This window comes from Delftia sp. DT-2 (assembly GCF_028401915.1).
GTDB lineage: Bacteria > Pseudomonadota > Gammaproteobacteria > Burkholderiales > Burkholderiaceae_C > Comamonas > Comamonas tsuruhatensis.
Genome location: NZ_JAQOTI010000014.1, coordinates 82,583 through 105,348 on the forward strand (window position 1 = coordinate 82,583; position 22,766 = coordinate 105,348).

A 22,766-nucleotide genomic window follows, 5' to 3' on the forward strand; every position below is an offset into this window, starting at 1 on the left:
GCTCGGCCGGGTCTGCGTTCAGCGCAGGCAGTCGCGCAGCCACGCCGCGCACTGCTCGGCGCGCGCGCCCGGCCATTGGACGCTGACCGTGGTATCGCCACGGCGCAGCTCGACATGAATGGTGTCGGCAGCGCCCGCGCTGCCCTCTCCGCTCAAGCTGCCGATTAGCCGCCCCCACCAGCCACGGCCCCGCAGGTCTTGGGCCGTGGAGGAGAGCTCCGAAGCTGGCGCTGGTGCTGGCGAATTCCGGGCTTGCACCACCGTTTCCCCGGCTGGCTCGGAGGCCGGCGCGGGCGCGACAGGTGCAGGCACCTGCATGGTCGCCTTGCCCGCAGCGGGCTCCCCTCCCCCGCCTTCGAGCCGCGCGGCCAGATTGTTACCAAACTCCTCCCATATTCGGTCGGCCTTGGTCTTCATCACGCTCAGGCCGAAGGCGCCCAGACGGCCCAGCAGGTCCACGTCGATCTTGATGCGCAGCTCGGTGCCTCCGTCCGGCGTGGCGCTCAGGAAGATTTCACTGCGCTGCTTGAGCGAGCTGGCCACCGAGGTGTCTTCTCCCGTTCCTTCCACGCGCAGATACTCGGGAGCGCGTTGCTCGACGATGCGTGTGCGCAGCTTGAATCTGGCGCTGATGAAGGAGATCTTCTGGTGCATCACCGCCACGTATTCGGTGGGGCTGACCACTTCGATGGACTGCATGCCCGGCACGGCACCTCCCATGACCTGGGGATCGAGCAACAAGGCCCATACCCGCTCTCGCGATGCCGAAACAGTCAGGGTTTTCTCAATTTCCATGCATTTTCTCCGCGGCCACAAGGACCGATTCCACGATCTGGGTGTAGCCCGTGCAACGGCACAGGTTGCCGTTGAGGCCATGGCGAACTTCGTCCGCGCCGGGAAGGGGGTTGCGCCTCAGCAGATCGCAGGCGGCCATGATGAAGCCCGGTGTGCAGTAGCCGCACTGCAGGCCGCCGCATTGCATGAAGCTTTGCTGCAGCGGGTGCAGCCGTTGTGACGGGTCTGCGCCCGCACCCCCAGCAATACGGTCGGCCAGGCCTTCGATGGTGGTGAGCGCGCGGCCCTGGACCTGCACGGCCAGCAGCAGGCAGGACTTCACCACTTCGCCATCCAGCAGCACCGAGCAGGCGCCGCACACGCCCGTCTCGCAGCCGCGCTTGGTGCCCGTCAGGTGCAGGTCATCACGCAGAAAATCCGACAGCAGCCGGCGCGCAGGCACGTCCACGCTGCAGGGCTCGCCGTTGACGGTGCATTCGATGCGATGTCGGCTCATGCCAGCTCTCCTTGTTCCAGTGCCAGGTCCAGGCCAAACAGTTCGGCCACGGTGCGCCGCACGTTGACGCGCACCATTTCTCGGCGGAAATCCGCCGAGCCGCGCAGGTCCGAAACCGGTGTGATGTCGGCCGCGACGATGTCACCCGCCTCGGCCGCCAAGGCCCAGGTGAGGGCACGGCCTTCAAGAAAGCCCTCGGCGCGCCGCTGGCGCACGGGTATGGGCGTAGAGGCGCCCACGACGAGACGCGCGTCGCGGCAGATGCCCCCGGCGGTGTGCGCCACCAGGGCCACGCTGGCCAGCGGCCGGTGTTCGGCCGCTGTGCGCAGAAAGCGCGTGTACACACCGCTGCGCCGGTCGTCTCCTTGCCCCATGGGCGGCACGCGAATCTCGCTGACGATCTCGTCGCCTTCCAGCGCCGTGGCGTAGTAGTCGACCAGGAAGTCCTCGATGTCCAACAGGCGCTCGCCTCTTGCGCTGGCCAGCACGATCTGGGCGCCCAATGCCATCAGGCAGCCGGGCGGGTCGGTGGAGGGGTCGGCATAGCAGAGATTGCCGCCCACCGTACCCTGATTGCGCACCTGCGGGTTGGCCATGCGCTGCGCCATGCCGGCCAGGACAGGATAGTGATGCGACACCAGCGGCGAGGCCGCCAGTTCGGCATGGCGCACCAGGGCGCCGATACGCAGGCCACGCACCGGGTCGAAGTCCAGGCCGCGCAACGCATCGATGCCAGCCAGCGAGACCAGATGCGTGGGCGCGAGCATGCGCTGGCGCATGCCCAGCATCAAGGCCGTGCCGCCGGCGATCACGCGGCAGGCCTCGCCCAGTTCGGCCAGCAACCGGCTGGCCTCCGCCACCGAGGTGGGCTCCAGGAAGTCGAAGTCATGCATGACGGCCCTCCTCGGCGCGTGCGTGCAGCGCCGCCAGGACTTTTTCGGGCGTGATCGGCAGATCGCATATGCGCACGCCGATGGCGTCGTACACGGCGTTGGCAATGGCAGGCGCTCCCGGCAGGATGGCGGTTTCGCTGGCCCCTTTGGCGCCATAGGGGCCGTTGGGGTCGTTGGACTCGACAAAGCCGCCGCGCAGCAAGGGCACGGCGTCGGCCGTTGGCATGGTGTAGTCGGCGAAGTTGCCGTTGGCCAGGCGCCCGCCTTCCAGGTGCAGTTGCTCGTAAAGGGCCCAGCCCATGGCCTGGACGGTGGCCCCGTTGGTCTGCCCATGGATGGCGACGGGGTTCAGCGCCTTGCCGCAGTCGTCGGCCACATAGCTGTCAAGCACCCGGACCTGGCCGGTTTCCGTATCGACCTCGACCTCCACTGCCTGGGCCGCGAAGGAATAGGCCGGCGCGATGTTGCCGTGCAGCTGGGCGTCGTGCATCTGCGTCTGGGCATCCCAGGTGTGGCTGACCTGTATGCCCTCGCCGCCATGGCGCCAGATGTGCTGGCGTGCGAGCTCGGCCATGCCTGCCGCACGGTCGGTGCCGCGCACGCGCACCTGACCATCGGCCAGCTCCAGGTCGTCGACCTGCGCCTCCAGCACGACGGCGGCCAGGGCCAGCAGCTTGCTGCGGGCCGCCTGCGCGGCACCTATGGCGGCATTGCCTGCAGCCATGGTCACGCGCGAGGCCAGCGAGCCTATGGCGAAGGGCGTGCTGTCCGTGTCGGGTGCGGCCACGCGGACCTGCGACAACGGCAGCGTGAGTTCATGGGCGACGATCTGGCTGAGCATGGTGGCCGCGCCCTGGCCCATGTCGCACTCGCCACTGAGCACAAGCACCTGGCCATCCTCATGGATGCGCACCACCACGGTGGAGCCGTCCCAGTTGCCCATGGTGCGGTTGCCGCTGACATGCATGGCCGCGGCCATGCCCACGCCCCTGCGGCGGGCGCCAAGGGCCTGGCGGGGGCGGGCGCGCTTGCCGCGCCAGTCGATGGCATCGGTGGCCTGGTCTATGCACTCCTTGAGGCCGGCGCTGCCGATCTTCCAGCCATGCACTGTCACGTCGCCGGCTTGCACTGCATTGAGCTTGTGGACTTCGGCCGGATCCAGCCCCAGCTGCTCGGCCATGATGTGGATGTGGCTGTTGAGCGCGAACAGCATCTGCGTACCGCCAAAGCCGCGGAACGCGCCGTGCGGCGGGTTGTTGGTATAGACCAGGGTGGCGTGCGATCGGACGTTGCCCTGCCTGTGCATGTTGTCGCTGCGCATGGCACTGACGTGCATGACCTCGGCCGACAGACCCGCATAGGCACCGCACTCGGCAACGATGTGCACCTGCTTGGCGAGGATGCGGCCATCACGCGCCATGCCCAGCTTGAGCGTGATGCGCTCGGGGACGCTGGAGCAGCAGGCCAGGAAGTCCTCCAGCCGGTTGTTGACCAGGCGCACGGGCCGCCCGGTGCGCAGGGCCAGCAGGCCCGCCACGAGCTGGTTGTCGTCCTCGACGATCTTGCCGCCAAAGCCGCCGCCCGTGGTGGCCTGCACCACGCGGATGGCGGACACCGGCAGCTCCAGCGCCGCCGCCAGCCGGGCACGCGCCAGGAAAACCGACTGCGTGGAGGTCTGTACCAACAGGCGGCCATCGGCGTCGATGGAGGCCAGGGTTGCCATGGGTTCCAGGTAGCCCGGGTACTGCGCATGCGTGGTGTACGTGGCTTCGTGAACCAGATCAGCTGCGGCGAATCCGGCATCGGCATCGCCGCGCTCGAAGCGGATCTCGTGGGCGATGTTGCCCCGGCCCGGATGAACGCCGGGCGCTTCTTCATCCAGGGCTTCCTCGGGCGTCAGGATGGCGGGCAGTTCTTCGTACTCGACCTCGATCAGGTCCAGCGCATCGCGGGCGATCTCTTCTGTGGCGGCAGCCACGGCTGCCACCTCTTCCCCCGCAAAGCGCACCAGGCCGTCGGCCAGGATGCGCCGCTCCTTGTGGCTCACGCCCCAGGGCGTGCGCGGTGCATCTGCCCCGGTCAGCACGGCTTTCACACCGGGCAGCGCACGCGCTGCAGCAATGTCGATGCGCACGATGCGCGCATGCGGATAGGGGCTGCGCAACAGCTTGGCATGCAGCATGCCCGGCAGCTTGAGGTCGCCCGCGTACTGGGCACGACCTAGTACCTTGGACAGCGCCGTGACCTGGGCCGTCTCGCGGCCCAGCGTGGAATTCGAGGTATTCATGTCATTCAGCGGTGATGCCGAGTTCGCGGATCACCTTGCCCAGGCGCTCGTAGTCGGCAGCGTTGACATCGGCCAGCACCTGCGGCGACCCGCCCACGGGCACGGCACCGAAGGTGGCCATCTTTGCCGCCACCTCCGGCATCCTGAGGATCTCGTTGAGATGGGTGTTCAAGGTCTGCACCACGGCGGTCGGCGTGCCCTTGGGCGCGAAGAAGCCATTCCAGGCACCCGCGGCGATGTCCCTGTAGCCCAGTTCCGCCAGCGAAGGCACATCGGGCAGCAGGGGCGAACGCTTCGGGTCGGTCACGGCCAGCGCGCGCAGCTTGCCCGCCTGGATGTACTGGGCCACCGGCCCCAGCGTGACGTAGGCCAGGCCTACATGGCCCGCTGCCACATCGTTGACGGCCGGTGCCACGCCGCGATAGGGCACATGCTGAATGCTCACTCCGGCAGCGCGGTTCAGCCACTCGGCACCTATGTGCATGGGCGAGCCTGCGCCGGGACTGGCGTAGCTGAGCGTCTTGCCGGCCTTGGCCGCAGCCACCATGTCGGCCACGCTTTTGAATCCCGTGGAGGGATGGGCCACGAGCAGCACGGCCTGGCTGGCGGTCTGCACCACGGGGGTGAAACCTTTCAAGGGGTCATAGGTCGCGGCAGGAGGAAGCCTCATCACCATGGGGGCGATGGTGAAGGGGTTGGGCGTGAACAGCAGCGTGTAGCCATCGGGCACGGCCCGCGCAACCAGGTTGTTGCCCACGGTGCCGCCCGCCCCGGGCCGGTTGTCCACCACCACGGGCTGGCGCAGACGCACCGTGAGCTTTTCGGCGAACAGGCGCGCCATGGCGTCCGTGTCACCACCTGCGGGATAGGCGACCACCACGGTGATCGGCCTGGCGGGGTAGTCCTGTGCAAATGCCGGACCACAGACAGCGGTGGCAAAAGCCAATGCTGCAATGGTCAGGCCTTGCCGACGATGGAGGGTCATCACTGGCTCCTTTGAAAGCGCGGACATGCATCGGTCAGATACGGGCATGGCAGCTGGGGCTGGCTATGGGACGAATTCATACGATTCACGCATGAAACATTGATCCTCAAAAGAATCAATGACAATTTTCTCCAGTAAGTTGATGAATCAACTTACCGAAAACACCGATTGACCTCTATTGATTTCTCCAAAGAAATTCCACAAGACAAACATCAGGCAGCCTGTGAAACAATTGATGGGAACATGCCCATCCCACCTTCTCCTCTCCCTGTGCCCAGCACGCCCGCAGGCAATCCCTGGACCCACCTTGACGAGGCAGGCAGCAGCCTGACCGTCGATGCCTTTCTGACCACGCTGATGAGCCAGGTGGGCAATGCGCTGCGGCGCACCATCACCGTGCCCTATGCCGATACGGCGGGCTTGACGGTTTCGGAGTGGCGGCTGTTGGCCCTTGTCGCGCATGCAGGCGAGTTGCCGTTCAGCGCGCTGGTGGTGCAATCCACTTCGGACAAGGCCCTGGTGAGCCGGGCGCTGCGGCTGCTCGAGGAACGCGGCCTGGTGGCCCTGCTGGCGCAAGGCTCCACTCCACGCAAGAAGATCCTGTGCTCCATCACGCCTGCGGGCCGGCAGTTGCATGACGAGGTGATGCCCGTGGCCCGACAACACCAGGCCGCTGCTCTGCTGGCGCTGACGCAGGAGGAACGGGAGGTGATGTATCGGGCCTTGCTCAAACTGCGCGGTTATTGCCAAGGCAGCCAAGCCGACCCAGCGACCGAAGGCGGCCCCGCTACGGCAGACGGCGAAGCCTGAATTCAGCCCACTTCAGGCCGGTTCTGCAGCAACACCTCAGCGCGCGCCAGATCGTCCAGCGTATCGATGTCGGTGAGCACACCAGCATCGTCCACATCGACCTGAACCACATGTCCGGCTTCGCGCAGCGCCTTCAGCACAGGCGCCCCGCCCTTCTCTCCGCTCAACGCCATGAGCGCCGCGCCGCATGCGGCGCCGAAACCCACGGGATGTCCGCGCTCGCCTTGATGGACAGGCTGGGCGGCTCGGGCCCCCGCATGCAATGCATCGGCCACTTTCAGCAAGGTCTGTGGACTCACCAGCGGCAGGTCGGCCGGCAAGACCAGCCAGCCTGGCGCATCGGCTGTGGCACGCACGGCCGCAGACAGCGAATCGCCCATTCCGGGGTGGCCCGCATCTTCCAGATGCCAGGGCAGGCCGCTGGCGCGGACGGCGGCCAGTGTGTGTTCCAGCACGGTGCTGCCGCCCAGCGGCGCGGCGAGCTTGTGCATTGCGCCGCCCGACGCGCGGAAACGCTCGCCACGGCCCGAGGCGAGGATGATCACGCAGGGGCGGCCTTTGAAGTCTCTGAGCATGCGCAACTCTAGCGCAGCAAATGGGAGGTCGGGCGCAGGCACAATGCAGGCCATGAGCAGCATTTCCACCTCGATCGCCGATCTGCGCAAAAGCTACGAGCGCGCGGAACTCAGCGAATCGGCCTCCCTGGCCGATCCGCTGCAGCAGTTTGACCAATGGCTGCAGGAAGCCCTGAGCGCCCAGGTGCCCGAGCCCAATGCGATGACGCTGGCCACCGTGGGCGGCGACCTGCGGCCCAGCACACGCATCGTGCTCATCAAGGGCTATGACGAGCGCGGCCTGGTCTGGTACACGAACTACGACAGCCGCAAGGGCCAGCAACTGGCGGGCAACCCCTTTGCCGCGCTGCAGTTCCACTGGGTGGAGCTGGAGCGCGTGGTGCGCATCGAAGGTCGGGTGGAAAAGGTCAGCGAGGCCGAAAGTGACGCCTACTTCAACAGCCGTCCGCTGGACTCTCGCATTGGCGCCTGGGCCAGCCCGCAAAGCCAGGTCATCAGCGGGCGCAGCGTGCTGGTGGCCAATGCAGCCAAGTACGGCGCGCAGTTCCTGCTGAACCCGCCACGCCCGCCGCATTGGGGTGGATTCAGGCTGGTGCCCGAGCGCTGGGAATTCTGGCAAGGCCGCAAGAGCCGGCTGCACGACCGCCTTTGCTACCAGCTTGAAGCTGGAACCTGGCTGCGCCAGCGCCTGGCGCCCTGATCCCCTCGATTGCTGGCGCTGCTGAAACCCGTCAGCCCGGCAGACGCTGGGCCAGCCACAGCATCAGCGGCACGGTAAGCAGGGCCAGCGCCGTGGACATCGCGATGCTGGCGGACACCTCCTCCTGCATCACGCCATAGCGCTGCGTGAACAGGAACACGTTGGCCCCCACGGGCAATGCAGCCGCCGTGAACATCACGACCACCGGCAGGCCACCCAGGCCGAAGGCCCAGGCCAGCGCCAGCAGCAGCAGCGGATGCACCAGGTTCTTGACCAGCGCGATGCCAGCAGCCTCTCGCAAGTTCTGGCCCACCCTGGTGTAGGCCAGGGTCACGCCGACCAACAGCAGCGCCATGGGGCCCAGCGCCTGGCCCAGGACCTGCAGGGACCGGTCCGCCACTTCGGGCAGCACCAGCCCAGTCTGAGCGAACAGCAAGCCAGCGAGTATGGGCAGCGGCACAGGATGCACGATGCCGTTGCGCACGGCCTGCAGCACCGTGCGCCACATGGGGCGCGGTGCGCTTTGGCCGCAGCGCTGGCGCTCGTGGGCCTCGGCCAGCTCGAACACGATGGTGGCTGCGGTCAGCAGGATCAGCGCATGCAGCGAGACCAGGGTGAACAACGTGACAAGCCCTTCCTCCCCGTAGACCAGCCCCACCAGCGGCACGCCGATCATGACGGTGTTGCTGAACATATTGGCCAGCCCCCGCGCGGCCGAGCGCGTGGAAAAGCCGCCCAGCACCATGGACACCACGAAGATCAGCGCAGTCGCCAGGAAATACAGGGCCACGGGCTGAAAGTCCAGCTCCTGTACCCGCACCGCACCCATGGTGCGAAACAGCAGCGCCGGCGTAAGCACCAGAAACACAAGGTTGGACAAATCCTTGATGGCGGTGGCACGCACCCAGGCCAGCCGGGCGGCAAGAAAGCCCGCGCCTATGCAAAGAATGACAGGGATGAGGGAGGCAAAGACGGGAGAGTTCACTGAAGCAGGACCGGGAAGCTGCGCCTGCGCAGGCTTGCGGCGCGCGCAGATTATGCGCCGCAGACCCGGCCCTGCCTCGTTCAGGCGTCGTCCCGGGCCTCGAAGGCCCGGCCAGCCTCCACGGACGTGCCAAGGCTCAGATTCATGCCGAACAGCCCCCCTTTTCTGGCGACTTGTCGCCACTGACATTCATCAGTCGATAACAAGGTTGCCACTCAACTTCATGTAAGTTACATTGAACATCCCTATTGGTTGATTCGTTTTGCTCTAGACGCCCATGACTTCATCACCATCCCAGGCACCCGCTGCCGGCAAGCCGCCGTCCACTGTCCCCGACGGACTGGCCCTGTTCCGGCATTGGCTGGAAACCGAGGGCACCAAGGGCTGGGATGCCCTGGACACGGCGCCCGACAGCGGCTACGAAAAGGTATGGCGTGCCTGGCTGCGCAGCCTGGGCGATGCGGGCATGCCAGCCAGAGAAAGTTCCCCCTCCCCCACCACGCCGAAAGGCAAAGTCAATGCAAAGGCCCGCGCCTGGCAACAGGCCACCGCCGTGGATGTCCAGAATTTCCTGCGCCCGCGCGAAGGCCAGTTGTCGGGCCACCAGCCCGGCCGCCGCATCAGCGAGGTCACGCGCAGGCGCTACTGGCGCCTGCTGGAGCGCATCTACGACCATGCGCTGGACCACGGCTGGGTCAGCGCCAATCCCGCCGCAGGGCTGGCGCCACAGGAGCGCCCCCCTGCCGAAGACGGCCAGGGCCATTGCCTTCCCGCTCCGCTGTGGAATGCCCTGCCCCGCCACATTCCGGTGGCAGATGGCTTTCAGTCGGCGCGCGACCGCGCCATCTTGCTGCTGCTGTACGAACTGGCGCTGGCGCCCGAGGAGGTGCGCGGCCTGTGCTGGCGCGATGTGCAATGCGCAGGACCAGGCGATGGCCTTCCCTGTCAATTGCATATCGATGGCGCGCGCGCCGCGCAGCAGCGCACGCTGGAGCTGTCGGAAACGGTGGTGAAGGCGCTGCAGGACTGGAAAGGTTTCAGCGCCGGCCAGCGCGGGCCGGAGGCCGTTCAACCCGATGCCACGGTCTTTTATTCGCGTGAGGGGCAGCCGCTGTCGGTGCGCGTGCTGTTCCATGTGGCCTCGCAGCTGATACAGCGTGCCCATGCGGCCCAGCCCGCTTCTGCCCAGAAGGCGCCGCTGCACCGGGTCGGGCCGCAGGTGCTGCGCAACACGGCCATCGTGCAGTGGTTGCGCGCGGGCCGTGCCGAGACCGAAGTGGTGCAGTGGATAGGCGTCGACAGCGCACGCGCCCTGCGCCATCTGCAGCATTACCTGTAGCAGACGGCGCGGGAGCGCAGCGCGGGCAACCCGCCTTAGAACGACACCTTGACGCCCACGGTGATATTGCGCCCCATCAGCGGCGCAGCGTTCTTGATGAACGATGTGTGGGCGAAGGCCAGGCGGTTGGTCAGGTTGTTGCCCTTGATGAAGAACTGCCAGGGCGTGCCGCCCGAGGTGCGCAGCGTGTAGCTGGCCGAGAGGTTGAGCATGCCGTAGCCGTCCGTCTCGGTCTCGTAGGCGGTGACGCGGTTCTGGCGCAGCACCTGCACCCACTCGGCCTGGGCATCCCAGCCCTTGTAGAAGGTGTCCACGCGCAGGCCTACGCGCGCCGCGGGAATGCGCGGCAAGGCGGAGCCGTCTTCCAGCCGCGCACGCACGGCGTCACCGAACAGGGTCACGCCCCACTGGCGCGACAGCTTCTGGCGCACCTGGCCCTCCACGCCGGTGAAGCGTGCGTCGGCCTGGGTGTATTGCAGCAGTTGCAGGCCGTCATGCTCGTCCAGCGTGGCTCCGTAGATGTAGCCCTTGACGCGATGGTGGAAGGCATTGACGCTGAACGTGGTGTCGCCCGAGGTCTTGCGCAGGCCTATGTCCAGTGCCTGGGAGCGTTCACGCTTGAGGTCGGGATTGCCGCGCTCATAGGTGGATGTGGCCATGTGCAGGCCATTGGCATACAGCTCCTCGGCCGTGGGCAGGCGGTTGCCCTGCGTCAGCGAGGCCGACAGGCTGTAGCCCGGGGTGAACTTCCACACCGAGCCCAGCGAGAACGATGTGCCGCTGTGGCTGCGAGAGATGGCGCTTTGCTGGGCATCCACGGTCTGGCGCTCATGGCGCAGCGCAGCCTGCCAGCGCCAGTCCTGCCAGCGGTATTCCTCCAGCAGGTAGATGCTGTTGCGGCGGGTTTCGGTGGGTTGCACATAGGCCTCCTCCCCCTCGGCACTGAATTTGCGCTGCACGGTCTGCAGGCCGATGACGCCGCGCCAGCCGGCGATGGGCTCCAGCTCTGCCTCCACGCGCAGGTCATGGGCGCGGTTCTTGAACGTGGTCGAGACCTGGCCGTCCTCGATCTCGTCATGGCGGTAGTCGGTCCAGCCGCCGCGCACGCGCAACGCCGCAATGCCTGCCGTCGGATTGCGCCATTCGCCGCGCAAATCCCAGCGCTCGCTGTTGAGGTCGACCACCGGCACGCTGCCATGGTCGTGATCGTGTTCTTCGTCGCCATGGTCATGTCCGTCCTCGTCGCCGTGGTCATGGCCGCCGCAGTGCAGATGGTCGCCATGGGTGTGGCAGCCCTCGAAGCTGTGGTTGTGGCCCGGCAGGCCATATCGCGCGGTCTGGCGCGTGTAGGCCAGGCCCAGGTAGCCTTGCGTGCCGATCCAGGACAGGCCCAGGCTGCCCGTATCCGTGCGGTTGAAGCTGCCGCCCACGCGCCCCTGCGACTGGCCGTTGGGCGACCAGCCGCTGCCCACGCGGTAGTCGCCGGCATCGCGCGCCATGCCCTCGGCATGGATGGCCAACTGGCCCGCGCCGCCCGTCAGCGAGAACGCGCCGGCCGTCTCGCCCGCGCCCGTGCTGCCGCGCAGCTGGGCCGAGCCCGTGATGCCGTTCTTGGGAATGGACGTGGGGATCTTGTCGTCCAGGATGTTGACCACGCCGCCCATGGCACCGCTGCCGCCGTAGATCAGCGCCGAAGGGCCGCGCAGCACTTCGATCTGCGTGGCCAGCATGGGCTCGCTGGCCACGGCATGGTCGGGGCTGATGGTGGAGGCGTCATGCAACTCCGAGCCATCGCTGAGGATCTGCACGCGCGGGCCGTCCATGCCGCGGATGATGGGGCGGCTTGCGCCCGCACCGAAATGGCTGGCGTGGATGCCGGGCTCGCCGTCCAGCGTCTCGCCCAGCGTGGCGGCCTGGCGCAGCGTCAGCACATCGCCTTCCAGCACCGTGGCTGGCGTGGACATATCGGCCGAGGTCAGGCCCAGGCCGCTGGCCTTGACCGTCACCTCATTGAGCACAGGCGTGTCGCTGCGCGGGGCATCCGCCTGGGCGCCGGTGGCAGTTCCGGGCGCGGCGGCGACTCCAGCCTCCGCAGGCTCTGCTGCCATGGCCAGCCCTGCCATCGCGGGGCCGAGCACGCCCGCCAGCAGCAGTTGCTGCAGCAGCGGGCGCAGCTTCATCCTCTCCCCCTGCACCTTGGCGTCCTGGTGGTATTGCTTTGTTGTCACTCTCATCACTGGTCTTCCCGGCAGCGACCGGCCACGGCCCGGGGACGTGGGAATGCGGGCGCTGCAAAAAATGGCGTCGGAAACGGACAACCGGGGTGCGCCATGCAGGCGCACGCAGCCATCCGATCGGATATGCATTCAGGATCTGTCCAACCTGGGCACAGCGCCTCTTGCGTGCAATGCAGGAAGGCGCGCGCAAACAGCTTCAATGGACGGGCGCATGCAGCGCCGCCGCCCAAGGTTCAAGCCGCCAGGCGGGCAGTGATGGGATGCGGGGGACCACGCGCATCGAAGAAAGCCGCCAGCACACGGCCATCGCGCACGATGGGCGGCTGGGCGGGCTCGGCCTGCTCGCCCCAGAAAGGCGGCAGCGCCACGGCGGGCGGTGGCCCCGCCATGCCTTCGTGCAACTGGTCCAGCAGTTGGCAGTCCGCCGGGCCGTGGCCCGAGAACAGCGCATGCACCCAGTCGACGGGTGCAGCGCAGGAGGTGGCCACCACCTCGACCGGGCCATGGGCCGTGGCCGAGGCCAGGCCGCCAGCATGCACCACACGGTGCATCTGGCCCAGCAACGGCGCCAGTGCGATGGACCAGACCAGCAACCAGGCCAAAAGCCAACCCCGATTCGGCACGGCACCGCGCAACGCAAGCCGTGAGGCGGGCGCAGGCGAGTGGCGACTCGGGAGTTTGAAGGGCATGGATGAATCAGGAGCAGGTCAGGCAGCGCAGAGTGTATGCGCCAATTGGCGGGGCAGGTTCCAGCATCCCGTCACAAAGACGGGCGACTGCTCACAGCAGTGCACGGCGGGCAATGCCGCGCTCAATGCGCATGGCGCATGCCGCAGAACTTGCCCAGCGCCAGGCCCTTGCAGTCGGCCTGCAGCTGCTTGTGGCATTGCGCATGGTCACGCCCTGCCGCCAGACACTGTGCGGCGGCCTCGTGGGCCTTGGCCATCGAGCGGTGGCGCTCCATGTCGGCACGGGCATGGGCATCCAGTTGCACCGGGCCACCCTGTGCCTTGGCGTCCGCCGGGGTCTTGGCATGGTCATGGTCTTGGCCGTGATCGTGCGCCTGGGCCGCAGCGGCCAGAAAGACAGCGGCCAGGATCAGGGAAACGGAACGGAAGGGGGAAAAAGTCATGCGAGATCCTGAAGGGCTATGCAAGAGAAAAAGGGAAAGGCGGCCACCTCACACGGACGGATCATTCCGGGAGTGCCCGGTGCCGCTGCAGACCTGGCACCGCCCCGTCACCGACACATCGATGGCCTGGCCCTGCAGGCCGCTGGCTGCCAGCGCCTGCCGCAATTGCAGCAAGGCGGCCTGCAGTTGCTCACCGCCCCCGCCTGCCTCGCCGCCCAGACGAAAGGCGCTGTGGCAATCCGCACACTCGAAGTGCGCAGCGGCGTCGCCTTCGCAGGCCGCGCCCTGAAGGGGCCTGCCGTACCGGGCCACGCGTGCCGCATCCACGCTGCGGCGCAACACGCCAGCTGCGGCCAGCCGGTCCAGCAGCCGGTAGACGGTGACGCGGTTGACCTGCACGCCCTGGGCATGCAGGGCGGCTTCCACATCCGCCTCGCTCAACAGCGCATCGGCGCGCGCCTCCCACAGCGCCAGCACGGCCCGCATGGCGCGGGTCGAACGCATGCCGCAAGGCAAGAGCAAGGGGGAGGGAGTCGGCGATGACATGGGCAATGCAAGAGCGGGCTGCAGAGCGCGACAGGACATCGTTATCGCAACCGGGTTGCATTATGCCCGCAAATCACAACCGCTTACACAACCCGCCCACCTGGGCTCATTGCTTGACCCAGCGCGCAAAGGCACCCCGGAATTTCTGCACCTTGGGCCCCACCACGAAGGCGCAGTAGCCCTGGCTGGGATGGTTCAGGAAGTAGTCCTGGTGATAGTCCTCTGCGGGCCAGTAGCTGGCCAGGGGCTGGACCTCGGTCACGATGGGAGCGTCATACGCGCCCGCCTGGGCCAGCTCGGAGATCAGCGTACGTGCGACCTCCGCCTGATGGTCATTCGTGGTGTAGATCGCGCTGCGGTACTGCGTGCCCACGTCGTTGCCCTGGCGGTTGAGCGTGGTCGGATCGTGCGTGCCGAAGAACACGGTCAACAGGTCGCGCAGCGGAATCACAGCAGGGTCGAACTGCACGCGGATGACCTCGGCATGGCCGGTCTGCCCGGTGCAGATGTCTTCGTAGCTGGGATCGTCCAGATCGCCGTTGGCGTAGCCGCTTTGCACGTCGCTCACGCCGCGCACGCGGTCGAAAACGGCTTCGGTGCACCAGAAACAGCCGCCGCCCAGATAAATGGTTTCAGTCGTCATATGCGCCTTTTCTGTGAGAAATCGAAAAAATGACCACACGCAATGCATGCAGGCCGTTGCGCCTACAGGTTAGCCCATGCACAAGCCAGGTGACGACGAACGGTTCTGCGGTTACGATAACTAACCCATCAGTCATTAATTTTCCGTGACCGACTCCCCCGCCTCTTCACCCGCCCCCGCCGAGCCTTCCGGAAAGCGCAGCCGCCGCAAGCACGAGCGTCCGGGCGAGCTGCTGGAAGCCGCGCTCGACCTCTTCGTGGAAAAGGGCTACGCCGCCACCCGCGTCGAAGAGGTCGCCGCCCGGGCCGGGGTTTCCAAGGGCACGCTGTTCCTCTATTTCGCGAGCAAGCAGGAGCTTTTCAAGGCCGTAGTGCGCCACAGCATCGCGGGCCGCTTCGGCGAGTGGAGCGAAGAGCTCGACAACTACTGCGCGCCTTCAACCGATCTGCTGCGCTACTGCTTCAAGTCCTGGTGGGAACGCATCGGCAGCACCAAGGCGTCGGGCATCACCAAGCTCATGCTCAGCGAGGCGGGTAATTTTCCCGAGCTGTCGCAGTTCTATCACCAGGAAGTGGTTCTTCCAGGCCATGAACTGATCCGGCGCATCCTGCAGCGCGGCGTGGAGCGTGGCGAGTTCCGGCCCATGGATCTGGACCTGTCCGTGCACTGCGTGGTCGCCCCGATGATGTTCCTGATGATCTGGAAGCATTCGCTGGGCGGCTGCCTGCCGCACGGCGACTTCGATCCCGAGCGGTTTCTGGAATCCCAGATCGACTACCTGCTGCATGGCATGTGCCAGCCCCTTGCAGCCACCACACCACCCACCTCCCCGCCCACACCATGAAGCGTCGCACCGGCTGGCTGATCGGCCTGGCCTTACTGATCGCCATCGGCGCCAGCGCATGGCGCGCCGCATCCACCCGGCACAGCAAGCAAGCCGCCATTGCCGCGGCCACCCAGCCGCGCGAGATGCCCGTGCGCGTGGGCCCGCAGGAGGTGGTGCAGCTGCAGCCGCGCCAGTTGCAATTGACCGTGCCTGTCAGCGGCGTGGTGCAGGCCGTGCGCAGCGCCGTGGTCAAGGCCTATGTGGCCGGCGAGCTGCGCGGCTTGCAGGTGCGCGAGGGCGACAGCGTGCGCAAGGGCCAGGAACTGGCCCGCGTGGATGCCACCGAGGTCGAGGCCCGCTGGCGCCAGGCCCGCCAGCAGGCCGACGCGGCCCAGGCGCAGCTGCAGCTGGCCCAGCGCCAGCACGACAACAACCAGGCCCTGGTCACCCAGGGCTTCATCTCGACCACGGCACTGGCCACGTCCCAATCCAATCTTGACGCCGCCCGCGCCAACCTGGCCGCCGCCCAGGCCGCCGCCGATGTGGCACGCAAGAGCGTGACCGACAGCGTGCTGCGCAGCCCCATGGACGGGCAGGTCGCCCAGCGTCTGGTGCAGGACGGCGAGCGCGTGGGCGTGGAAACGCGGGTGCTGGAGATCGTCGATCCCTCCGAGCTCGAGGTGGTGGCCCAGCTGGCGCCCGCCGATTCGGTGCGTGTGCAGGTCGGCCAGCAGGCCCTGTTGCAGGTCCAGGGCGCGGGCGACGATGTGGCCGCCGTGCCCGCGCTCGTGGTACGCATCAACCCCAGCGCCCAGCCAGGTTCGCGCAGCGTGGCCGTCTATCTGCGTGTGCAGGCTGCACCGGTCAACGCAGCCGCCGCCGGCAGATCCATCCCCATCGTGCGCCCGGGCCTGTACCTGCAGGGCAGCATCGTCACGGGGCAGACCGAACAGCTGGCCGTGCCCCTGACCGCCGTGCGCACCGACCAGCCCCAACCCTATGTGCAGCTGCTGCAGCCTGCGGACGAGTCCGAAGCGGACAAGAGCCTGCTGCGCGTGCAGCACCGCCCGGTCACGCTGGGCAGCCAGAGCGCGCAGGATGGGGCCACCTGGATTGCCGTGTCCACCGGCCTGCAGGCCGGTGACAGGGTGCTGGCCGGCAGCGTGGGCGGCCTGCGCGCAGGCACGGCGGTGCAGATGCAGCAAATGCAGCAGGCCCCGCAGCCCCAGGCTGCGCCAGCCCCCGGAGCCCGCTGACCATGTGGTTCACGCGCGTCAGCCTGGCCAACCCTGTGTTCGCCACCATGCTCATGCTGGCCCTCATGGTGCTGGGTGTGTTTTCCTACCAGCGACTCAAGGTGGACCAGTTCCCGAATGTGGACTTCCCCGTGGTCGTGGTCACGGTGGACTATCCGGGCGCCTCGCCCGAGATCGTGGAGTCCGAGGTCACCAAGAAGATCGAGGAAGGCGTCAACTCCATTGCCGGCATCAACGCGCTGACCTCGCGCAGCTATGAAAGCACCAGCGTCGTCATCATCGAATTCCAGTTGCATGTCGATGGCCGCCGCGCTGCCGAAGACGTGCGCGAGAAGGTGGCCTCGGTGCGCCCCACCCTGCGCGACGAGGTCAAGGAGCCGCGCGTGCTGCGCTTCGATCCGGCCAGCTCGCCCATCTGGTCCGTGGCCGTGCTGCCCCAGGCCGATGCCGGCGCCAAGGCGCCCGATGCCGTCGCGCTGACCAGCTGGGCCGACCAGGTCCTCAAGAAGCGGCTGGAGAACGTGCGCGGCGTGGGCGCCGTCAACCTGGTGGGCGCCACGCCGCGCGAAATCAACATCTACCTGCAGCCCGAGGCGCTGGAAGCCTATGCCATCACGCCCGACCAGATCGTGAACGCCGTGCGCAGCGAGAACCAGGACCTGCCGCTGGGCGCCATCCGCTCGCGCGAGCAGGAGCGCGTGGTGCAGATCGACGCACGCATGAAGCGCCCGCAGGACTTCGAGCGCATCATCGTCGCCCAGCGCGGCGGCGCGCCCGTGCGGCTGGGCCAGCTGGCCCGCGTGCAGGACGGCGCGGGCGAGCTGGAGACCGTGGCCCTGTACAACAGCAGCCGCACCCTGCTGCTGTCCGTGCAGAAGGCCCAGGACGAGAACACCATCGAAGTCGTGGACGGCCTGAACGCCACGCTGCGCGAGATCGCCGCCGAAGTGCCGGCCGGCGTGCGGCTGGAGCCGATTGCCGACAGCGCCCGCCCCATCCGCGTGGCCGTCAACAACGTGCGCCAGACGCTGATCGAGGGCGCGGCACTGACGGTGCTCATCGTCTTCCTGTTCCTGAACTCCTGGCGCTCCACGGTGATCACGGGGCTGACGCTGCCCATTGCGCTGATCGGCACCTTTTTGTTCATGTACTGGTTCGGCTTCTCGATCAACATGATCACGCTGATGGCGCTGTCGCTGTGCGTGGGCCTGCTGATCGACGACGCCATCGTGGTGCGCGAGAACATCGTGCGCCATGTGCAGATGGGCAAGGACGCGCATGCCGCCGCGCTCGACGGCACGCAGGAGATCGGCCTGGCCGTGCTGGCCACCACGCTGTCCATCGTGGCGGTGTTCCTGCCCATCGGCTTCATGGGCGGCATCATCGGCAAGTTCTTCCACGAATTCGGCATCACGATCGTGGCGGCCGTGATGATCTCCATGTTCGTGAGCTTCACGCTGGACCCCATGCTGTCCAGCGTCTGGCACGACCCGACCATCCACGCCCATGGCGAGCAGCGCGGCCGCAGCCTCTACGACCGCACGCTGGGCCGGGTCACGGCCTGGTTCGAGCGCGCCACCGACTCGCTGTCCCACTTCTACCAGGACGTGCTGGGCTGGGCGCTGCGCCACAAGATCGCCACGCTGGCGGCGGCGCTGGCCATCTTCGTGGCCAGCATCTTCCTGGTGCCGCTGCTGGGCACGGAATTCGTGCCCAAGGCCGATTTCTCCGAGACCACGGTGAGCTTCAACACGCCCGTGGGCTCGTCCATCGAGGCCACCGAGGCCAAGGCCCGCCAGGTCGATGCCATCATCCGCGCCCTGCCCGAGGTCCGCTACACGCTGGCCACCATCAACACCGGCACGGCCCAGGGCAAGATATACGCCAGCATCTACATCCGCCTGCTGGACCGCCATTTGCGCCAGCGCAGCGGTGACGAACTGTCGGGCGTGCTGCGCGAGCAGTTGCAAAGCGTGCCCGGCATCACCGTCACCCATGTGGGCCAGCGCGAGCCCGTGGGCGGGCAAAAACAGGTCGAATTCTCGCTGCAGGGCCCGGACCTGGGCGAACTGGAGCGCCTGAACCGCGTGGTGATGGAACGCCTGCGCGGCATTCCCGGACTGGTGGACCTGGACAGCAGCCTCAAGCCCGACAAGCCCGTGATCGACATCACCGTGCGGCGCGATGCGGCCGCCGACCTGGGCCTGTCGGTAGGCTCCATGGCCGCCGCGCTGCGCACCTGGGTGGCCGGCCAGACCGTGGGCAACTGGCGCGCCAGCGACGACCAGACCTATGACGTCAAGGTACGCCTGGCGCCCGAATCACGCAGCACGCCCCAGGACCTGGAGCGCCTGCCCTTCGCCCTGCCCTCCACCTCCGGCGACGGCAACATGCGCATCGTGCGGCTGAACCAGGTGGCCACCGTCACGCCCGGCACCGGCCCCAGCCAGATCAACCGCCGCGACATGACGCGCGAGGTCGCCTTCAGCGGCAACGTCTACCTGCGCTCCAGCGGCGAGGTCTCGGCCGACATCCGCAAGGCCTTGGCCGACATCGCCCTGCCGCCCGGCTACCGCACGCAGTTCAGCGGCGCCACCAAGAGCATGAACGAGTCCTTCGGCTATGCCGTGTCCGCCCTGGCGCTGGCCATCATCTTCATCTACATGATCCTGGCCAGCCAGTTCAAGAGCTTCCTGCAGCCGCTGGCGCTGATGACCTCGCTGCCGCTGACGCTGATCGGCGTGGTGCTGGCGCTGATGATGTTCGGCTCGGCCCTGTCCATGTTCTCCATCATCGGCGTGGTCATGCTCATGGGACTGGTCACCAAGAACGCCATCTTGCTGGTGGACTTCGCCATCCGTGCGCGCGGGCCGCACAGCGACCCGGACACCGGCCAGATCCGCGACGGCCTGCCGCGCGAGCAGGCCCTGCTGCTGGCGGCGCGCGTGCGGCTGCGCCCCATCCTGATGACCACGCTGGCCATGATCTTCGGCATGGTGCCCCTGGCCTTCGCGCTCAGCGAGGGCTCCGAGCAGCGTGCGCCCATGGGCCAGTCGGTGATCGGCGGCGTGGTGACTTCCTCCCTGCTGACCCTGGTGGTCGTGCCCGTGGTCTATTGCTACCTCGATGACTTCTCCCAGTGGCTGCGGCGTCTGTGGAACGGCAACCAGCACGACGCGGCCCCCGGCCAAGGCGCCGCCAGCGCCCCCACCCTGCCGCGAGACTCGTAGAATCAAAGGTTTGTCCTGACAAGTCTTTCTCCGGAGATACCCCATGAGCCTGCCCCTGAACAGCCTGCCCGAACACCACAGCGCCCAAGCGCACGCGCGCTACAACATGATCGAGCAACAGATCCGCCCCTGGAACGTGCTTGATGAAGAAGTGCTGGCGCTGCTGGGCAAGGTGCACCGCGAGAATTTCGTGCCGCCCGAGCATGCCGGCCTGGCCTTCATGGACCTGGAAATCCCCCTGGTCGCCCCGGCCGAGGAAGCCGCCGCCAAGGGCTGGTGCATGCTGGCCCCGCGCATCGAGGCGCGCATGCTGCAGGACCTGAAGATCAAGCCCACCGACCGCGTGCTGGAAATCGGCGCCGGCTCGGGCTACATGGCCGCCCTGCTGGCCGCCCAGGCCAAGGAAGTCGTGACGCTGGAAATCGTGCCCGAGCTGGCCGAGATGGCCCGCGAAAACCTGCTGGGCGCCGGCATCACCAATGCCGAGGTCAAGCTGGCCGATGGCGCCACGGCAGCGGCTGCCCTGGGCCAGTTCGACGCCATCGTGCTCAGCGGCTCGGTCGCCCAGGTGCCGCAGGCCCTGCTGGCCCAGCTCAACGACGGCGGCCGCCTGGCGGCCATCGTCGGCCAGCTGCCCATGATGCGTTTCACGCTGGTGCGCAAGAACGGCCACCAGTTCGAGACGAGCCAGCCCTGGGACGTGGTGACCGCCCGCCTGGCCAATTTCGAAGAGCCTTCGCGCTTCACGTTCTGAAACCCGCTGCAGCGGCCGATGCCCGCAGGACCATGGCCGCTGCCGCAACCCCATTCCATTCCGCAAGGATCTTTCCGATGCTTCCCCAAGTGCCTCCCGCGCAACTCAACGATTGGCTGACCCAGCACTCCAGCGGCTCCGATGCCCTGCCCCTGGTGCTGGACGTGCGCGAGCCCTGGGAAGTGGCCCAGGCCAGCGTACGCCCCGAGGGCTTCGAGCTGCGCTGCATCCCCATGGGCGAGATTCCCTCGCGCCTGCAGGAACTCGATCCGGATCACCCCACAGCCTGCCTGTGCCATCACGGCGCACGCAGCATGCATGTCGCTGCCTTCCTGATGAACAACGGCTTCGAGACCGTGGCCAATATCAGCGGAGGCATCGATGCCTGGTCGCGCGAGCGCGACCCAGGCGTGCCGCGCTACTGAGCGGCAAGACGCAAAAGAAGCCCGGGACACGGCCAACCCGCCGTCCCCGGTGCTTCGTGACGACTGTGTTTTGATTCGAGGACCTCTATGCCCCTGCTTCGGCCCCTTGCCCCTGTCGCTTACGCCCCGCCCCGCCCACACGCCTGGCCCCTTCGCCAGATTGCCTTGCTGCTGTGTGCCTGCGGCATGGGGACCGCTCTGGCTCAGTCCACCGCCCCTGCCGCCCCGGCCTCGGGCCTGCCTGCCGTGACAGCCTCATCGGCCACGGGCCAGAGCCTGTCGGAGTTGGTCGCCAAGGCACGCGGCTACGACGCCCAGTGGCAGGCCCAGCAGGCCGACGCCCAGGCCGCCGCCAGCCGTGCCGAGCAGGCACGCTCGGGCCTTCTGCCCAGCGTGGGCCTGCAGGCGGGCGCCAACACATCGCATGTGGAAGTCAGCGTGCTGCCGGGGAGCTTTCGCTCGCCCCAGCAGAACCTGCAGCTCAGCGCCCAGCAGCCGCTGTACCGCCCGGCCAACAAGATCGCCTACGACCAGGGCCAGCGCGGCGTGGACGTGGCGCGCGCCCAGTTGGACAGCGGCGAGCAGAACCTGCTGGTGCGCGTGGCCCAGGCCTACTTCGATGTCCTCGGTGCCCAGGACAGCCTGGCCGTGGTCAAGGCACAGAAGGCCGCCATTGCACAGCAGCTGGAATTCGCCAAGCGCAACTTCGAGGTCGGCACGGCCACTATCACCGACTCGCGCGAAGCCCAGGCCCGGTTCGACCTGGCCGGCGCGCAGGAAATCGCCGCCGAGAACGACCTGCGCGTCAAGCGCCTGGTGCTGGATCAGATCGTCGGCGCCGTGGGCACCGTGCCCCGCCCGCTGGCCCAGCCGCTGCAGTTGCCGGCCCTGATGCCCGCCGATGCCCAGGCCTGGGTGGACACCGCCCTGCAAGGCCAGCCCCAGCTGCGCCAGGCCCGCCTGGCGCTGGACATCGCCCAGCTGGAAACGAAGAAAGCCGAGGCCGGCCACAAGCCCACCGTGGACCTGCAGGCCGGCTACGTGGTCAACCGCTATCCCAACGGTTCGGTCACCCCGCAGATCGGCACCAGCTACCGCACCAATGCCGCCAGCGTGGGCGTGGTCATGAACCTGCCGCTGTTCGCCGGCTTTGCCGTGCAAAACCGCATCAAGGAAACCCTGGCGCTGGAAGACAAGGCGCGGGCACAGCTAGACGACGCCCAGCGCAACGTGGAGCAGAGCACGCGCACGGCCTTCTTCGGCGTGCAGTCGGGCCAGGCCCAGGTCAAGGCGCTGGAGGCCGCGCTGGCGTCCAGCCAAAGCGCTCTGGACGCCAACAAGCTTGGCTACGAGGTCGGCGTGCGCATCAACATCGACGTGCTCAACGCGCAAAGCCAGCTCTACCAGACCCAGCGCGACCTGGCCCTGGCGCGCTACCAGGTGCTGCTGGGCCAGCTCAAGCTGCGCCAAGCCGCCGGCACGCTCAGCGACGACGACCTGCGCGCCATCGATGCGCTGTCGCTCCGCGCGCCAGCCCCTTGAATCCCTGAAGCGCCCGCACGGCCGGCAGTGCCCCAGGCTGATGCCCGGCCGCCGCGGGCCGCGCGCCTGGCGCCGCAGCCCTGTGCTCTGGCAAAGCCGAGGCACGCAAACCCGCCACGACCAGCATCCAGGCAGCCAGCGCACACAGCGCCGCCAGGCGGCTCAGCAAGGAACAGCGGGAGAGTCTTGGCATGCGCGCCTTCTTCGGAGTTGTCGAGCGGGCCACTGTGGCAAACCCGCCTGAAGACCTGCCCTGGCTTTCCTGAAGGGATGCTGAAGCGCATCGTCCCCGCCTTGACCGATACTCGCG

General features: G+C 67.5%; 21 protein-coding genes. 9 read left to right on the forward strand and 12 right to left on the reverse strand.

Going from position 1 to position 22,766, the window contains the following annotated elements:
• Positions 1–18: 18 nt before the first annotated feature.
• The 5 genes from PO605_RS23760 to PO605_RS23780 are packed head-to-tail and all read right to left on the reverse strand — an operon-like array spanning position 19 to position 5,456.
• Positions 19–795 carry a CoxG family protein gene (locus tag PO605_RS23760; RefSeq protein WP_047473236.1) on the reverse strand — a complete coding sequence of 259 codons (777 nt, stop codon included), beginning with the start codon at positions 793–795 and terminating at the stop codon, positions 19–21.
• Positions 785–1,291 (reverse strand): (2Fe-2S)-binding protein, encoded by a 507-nt coding sequence (locus tag PO605_RS23765; RefSeq protein WP_047473234.1) that lies wholly within the window; start codon positions 1,289–1,291, stop codon positions 785–787. The genes PO605_RS23760 and PO605_RS23765 overlap by 11 nt, the downstream gene beginning before the upstream one ends.
• Positions 1,288–2,184 carry an FAD binding domain-containing protein gene (locus tag PO605_RS23770; protein WP_047473232.1) on the reverse strand — a complete coding sequence of 299 codons (897 nt, stop codon included), beginning with the start codon at positions 2,182–2,184 and terminating at the stop codon, positions 1,288–1,290. The genes PO605_RS23765 and PO605_RS23770 overlap by 4 nt, the downstream gene beginning before the upstream one ends.
• Positions 2,177–4,471, reverse strand: a complete 2,295-nt coding sequence (locus tag PO605_RS23775) for a xanthine dehydrogenase family protein molybdopterin-binding subunit (protein ID WP_047473230.1) — start codon at positions 4,469–4,471, stop codon at positions 2,177–2,179. The genes PO605_RS23770 and PO605_RS23775 overlap by 8 nt, the downstream gene beginning before the upstream one ends.
• A gap of 1 nt (position 4,472) precedes the next feature.
• Entirely contained in the window at positions 4,473–5,456 is a 984-nt protein-coding gene (locus PO605_RS23780) for a Bug family tripartite tricarboxylate transporter substrate binding protein (protein ID WP_047473228.1), read from the reverse strand.
• A gap of 243 nt (positions 5,457–5,699) precedes the next feature.
• Here PO605_RS23780 and PO605_RS23785 point away from each other — a divergent pair, with 243 nt between their 5' ends.
• The gene (locus tag PO605_RS23785; protein ID WP_047327329.1) at positions 5,700–6,266 is read left to right on the forward strand and encodes a MarR family winged helix-turn-helix transcriptional regulator; all 567 of its coding nucleotides are present in this window, start codon (positions 5,700–5,702) and stop codon (positions 6,264–6,266) included.
• A 2-nt stretch (positions 6,267–6,268) separates the two neighbouring features.
• On the opposite strand, the gene PO605_RS23790 is transcribed toward PO605_RS23785, so the two are convergent.
• Positions 6,269–6,841, reverse strand: coding sequence for a nucleotidyltransferase family protein (locus tag PO605_RS23790; RefSeq protein ID WP_016447076.1), 573 nt, complete (start codon positions 6,839–6,841; stop codon positions 6,269–6,271).
• Between the two features lie 52 nt (positions 6,842–6,893).
• On the opposite strand from PO605_RS23790, the gene pdxH reads away from it, so the two are divergent.
• Complete coding sequence (pdxH, locus tag PO605_RS23795; protein ID WP_017405177.1) at positions 6,894–7,541, forward strand: pyridoxamine 5'-phosphate oxidase; 648 nt, start codon at positions 6,894–6,896, stop codon at positions 7,539–7,541.
• A 31-nt stretch (positions 7,542–7,572) separates the two neighbouring features.
• Here pdxH and PO605_RS23800 read toward each other — a convergent pair whose 3' ends face one another.
• On the reverse strand, positions 7,573–8,526 hold the full coding sequence (locus PO605_RS23800; protein WP_047473226.1) for an AEC family transporter: 954 nt from the start codon (positions 8,524–8,526) through the stop codon (positions 7,573–7,575).
• A gap of 277 nt (positions 8,527–8,803) precedes the next feature.
• Here PO605_RS23800 and PO605_RS23805 point away from each other — a divergent pair, with 277 nt between their 5' ends.
• Positions 8,804–9,865 (forward strand): tyrosine-type recombinase/integrase, encoded by a 1,062-nt coding sequence (locus PO605_RS23805; protein ID WP_047473224.1) that lies wholly within the window; start codon positions 8,804–8,806, stop codon positions 9,863–9,865.
• Between the two features lie 35 nt (positions 9,866–9,900).
• Here PO605_RS23805 and PO605_RS23810 read toward each other — a convergent pair whose 3' ends face one another.
• The 5 genes from PO605_RS23810 to msrA all read right to left on the reverse strand — a co-directional run bounded on the left by PO605_RS23810 (position 9,901) and on the right by msrA (position 14,423).
• A complete protein-coding gene (locus PO605_RS23810) occupies positions 9,901–12,099 on the reverse strand; it encodes a TonB-dependent receptor domain-containing protein (RefSeq protein ID WP_047473222.1) in 2,199 nt (732 codons plus the stop codon).
• A gap of 236 nt (positions 12,100–12,335) precedes the next feature.
• Complete coding sequence (locus PO605_RS23815) at positions 12,336–12,704, reverse strand: hypothetical protein (RefSeq protein WP_223275282.1); 369 nt, start codon at positions 12,702–12,704, stop codon at positions 12,336–12,338.
• A gap of 209 nt (positions 12,705–12,913) precedes the next feature.
• The gene (locus tag PO605_RS23820) at positions 12,914–13,234 is read right to left on the reverse strand and encodes a hypothetical protein (RefSeq protein WP_016447082.1); all 321 of its coding nucleotides are present in this window, start codon (positions 13,232–13,234) and stop codon (positions 12,914–12,916) included.
• Between the two features lie 48 nt (positions 13,235–13,282).
• Positions 13,283–13,738, reverse strand: coding sequence for a transcriptional repressor (locus PO605_RS23825; protein WP_047217031.1), 456 nt, complete (start codon positions 13,736–13,738; stop codon positions 13,283–13,285).
• A gap of 148 nt (positions 13,739–13,886) precedes the next feature.
• A complete protein-coding gene (gene msrA, locus PO605_RS23830; RefSeq protein WP_016447084.1) occupies positions 13,887–14,423 on the reverse strand; it encodes a peptide-methionine (S)-S-oxide reductase MsrA in 537 nt (178 codons plus the stop codon).
• 145 nt (positions 14,424–14,568) lie between these two features.
• Here msrA and PO605_RS23835 point away from each other — a divergent pair, with 145 nt between their 5' ends.
• From PO605_RS23835 to PO605_RS23860, 6 genes are all read left to right on the forward strand, one after another.
• The gene (locus PO605_RS23835) at positions 14,569–15,267 is read left to right on the forward strand and encodes a TetR/AcrR family transcriptional regulator (RefSeq protein WP_047473219.1); all 699 of its coding nucleotides are present in this window, start codon (positions 14,569–14,571) and stop codon (positions 15,265–15,267) included.
• The gene (locus PO605_RS23840) at positions 15,264–16,505 is read left to right on the forward strand and encodes an efflux RND transporter periplasmic adaptor subunit (RefSeq protein WP_272206952.1); all 1,242 of its coding nucleotides are present in this window, start codon (positions 15,264–15,266) and stop codon (positions 16,503–16,505) included. The genes PO605_RS23835 and PO605_RS23840 overlap by 4 nt, the downstream gene beginning before the upstream one ends.
• A gap of 2 nt (positions 16,506–16,507) precedes the next feature.
• Positions 16,508–19,735, forward strand: a complete 3,228-nt coding sequence (locus PO605_RS23845) for an efflux RND transporter permease subunit (protein ID WP_016447087.1) — start codon at positions 16,508–16,510, stop codon at positions 19,733–19,735.
• Positions 19,736–19,778: 43 nt separating this feature from the next.
• Positions 19,779–20,489, forward strand: a complete 711-nt coding sequence (locus PO605_RS23850) for a protein-L-isoaspartate O-methyltransferase family protein (protein WP_016447088.1) — start codon at positions 19,779–19,781, stop codon at positions 20,487–20,489.
• Positions 20,490–20,566: 77 nt separating this feature from the next.
• The gene (locus PO605_RS23855; RefSeq protein ID WP_016447089.1) at positions 20,567–20,914 is read left to right on the forward strand and encodes a rhodanese-like domain-containing protein; all 348 of its coding nucleotides are present in this window, start codon (positions 20,567–20,569) and stop codon (positions 20,912–20,914) included.
• 87 nt (positions 20,915–21,001) lie between these two features.
• Entirely contained in the window at positions 21,002–22,456 is a 1,455-nt protein-coding gene (locus PO605_RS23860) for a TolC family outer membrane protein (RefSeq protein WP_046239233.1), read from the forward strand.
• Positions 22,457–22,766 lie beyond the last annotated feature (310 nt).

Coding starts and splice junctions, on each gene's coding strand:
- PO605_RS23790 (WP_016447076.1), bottom strand. CDS start 6,841: ATGCTCAGAGACTTCAAAGGCCGCCCCTGCGTGATCATCCTCGCCTCG.
- PO605_RS23775 (WP_047473230.1), bottom strand. CDS start 4,471: ATGAATACCTCGAATTCCACGCTGGGCCGCGAGACGGCCCAGGTCACG.
- PO605_RS23785 (WP_047327329.1), top strand. CDS start 5,700: ATGCCCATCCCACCTTCTCCTCTCCCTGTGCCCAGCACGCCCGCAGGC.
- PO605_RS23805 (WP_047473224.1), top strand. CDS start 8,804: ATGACTTCATCACCATCCCAGGCACCCGCTGCCGGCAAGCCGCCGTCC.
- PO605_RS23780 (WP_047473228.1), bottom strand. CDS start 5,456: ATGACCCTCCATCGTCGGCAAGGCCTGACCATTGCAGCATTGGCTTTT.
- PO605_RS23825 (WP_047217031.1), bottom strand. CDS start 13,738: ATGCGTTCGACCCGCGCCATGCGGGCCGTGCTGGCGCTGTGGGAGGCG.
- PO605_RS23765 (WP_047473234.1), bottom strand. CDS start 1,291: ATGAGCCGACATCGCATCGAATGCACCGTCAACGGCGAGCCCTGCAGC.
- PO605_RS23770 (WP_047473232.1), bottom strand. CDS start 2,184: ATGCATGACTTCGACTTCCTGGAGCCCACCTCGGTGGCGGAGGCCAGC.
- pdxH (WP_017405177.1), top strand. CDS start 6,894: ATGAGCAGCATTTCCACCTCGATCGCCGATCTGCGCAAAAGCTACGAG.
- msrA (WP_016447084.1), bottom strand. CDS start 14,423: ATGACGACTGAAACCATTTATCTGGGCGGCGGCTGTTTCTGGTGCACC.
- PO605_RS23850 (WP_016447088.1), top strand. CDS start 19,779: ATGAGCCTGCCCCTGAACAGCCTGCCCGAACACCACAGCGCCCAAGCG.
- PO605_RS23855 (WP_016447089.1), top strand. CDS start 20,567: ATGCTTCCCCAAGTGCCTCCCGCGCAACTCAACGATTGGCTGACCCAG.
- PO605_RS23845 (WP_016447087.1), top strand. CDS start 16,508: ATGTGGTTCACGCGCGTCAGCCTGGCCAACCCTGTGTTCGCCACCATG.
- PO605_RS23760 (WP_047473236.1), bottom strand. CDS start 795: ATGGAAATTGAGAAAACCCTGACTGTTTCGGCATCGCGAGAGCGGGTA.
- PO605_RS23810 (WP_047473222.1), bottom strand. CDS start 12,099: ATGAGAGTGACAACAAAGCAATACCACCAGGACGCCAAGGTGCAGGGG.
- PO605_RS23840 (WP_272206952.1), top strand. CDS start 15,264: ATGAAGCGTCGCACCGGCTGGCTGATCGGCCTGGCCTTACTGATCGCC.
- PO605_RS23820 (WP_016447082.1), bottom strand. CDS start 13,234: ATGACTTTTTCCCCCTTCCGTTCCGTTTCCCTGATCCTGGCCGCTGTC.
- PO605_RS23860 (WP_046239233.1), top strand. CDS start 21,002: ATGCCCCTGCTTCGGCCCCTTGCCCCTGTCGCTTACGCCCCGCCCCGC.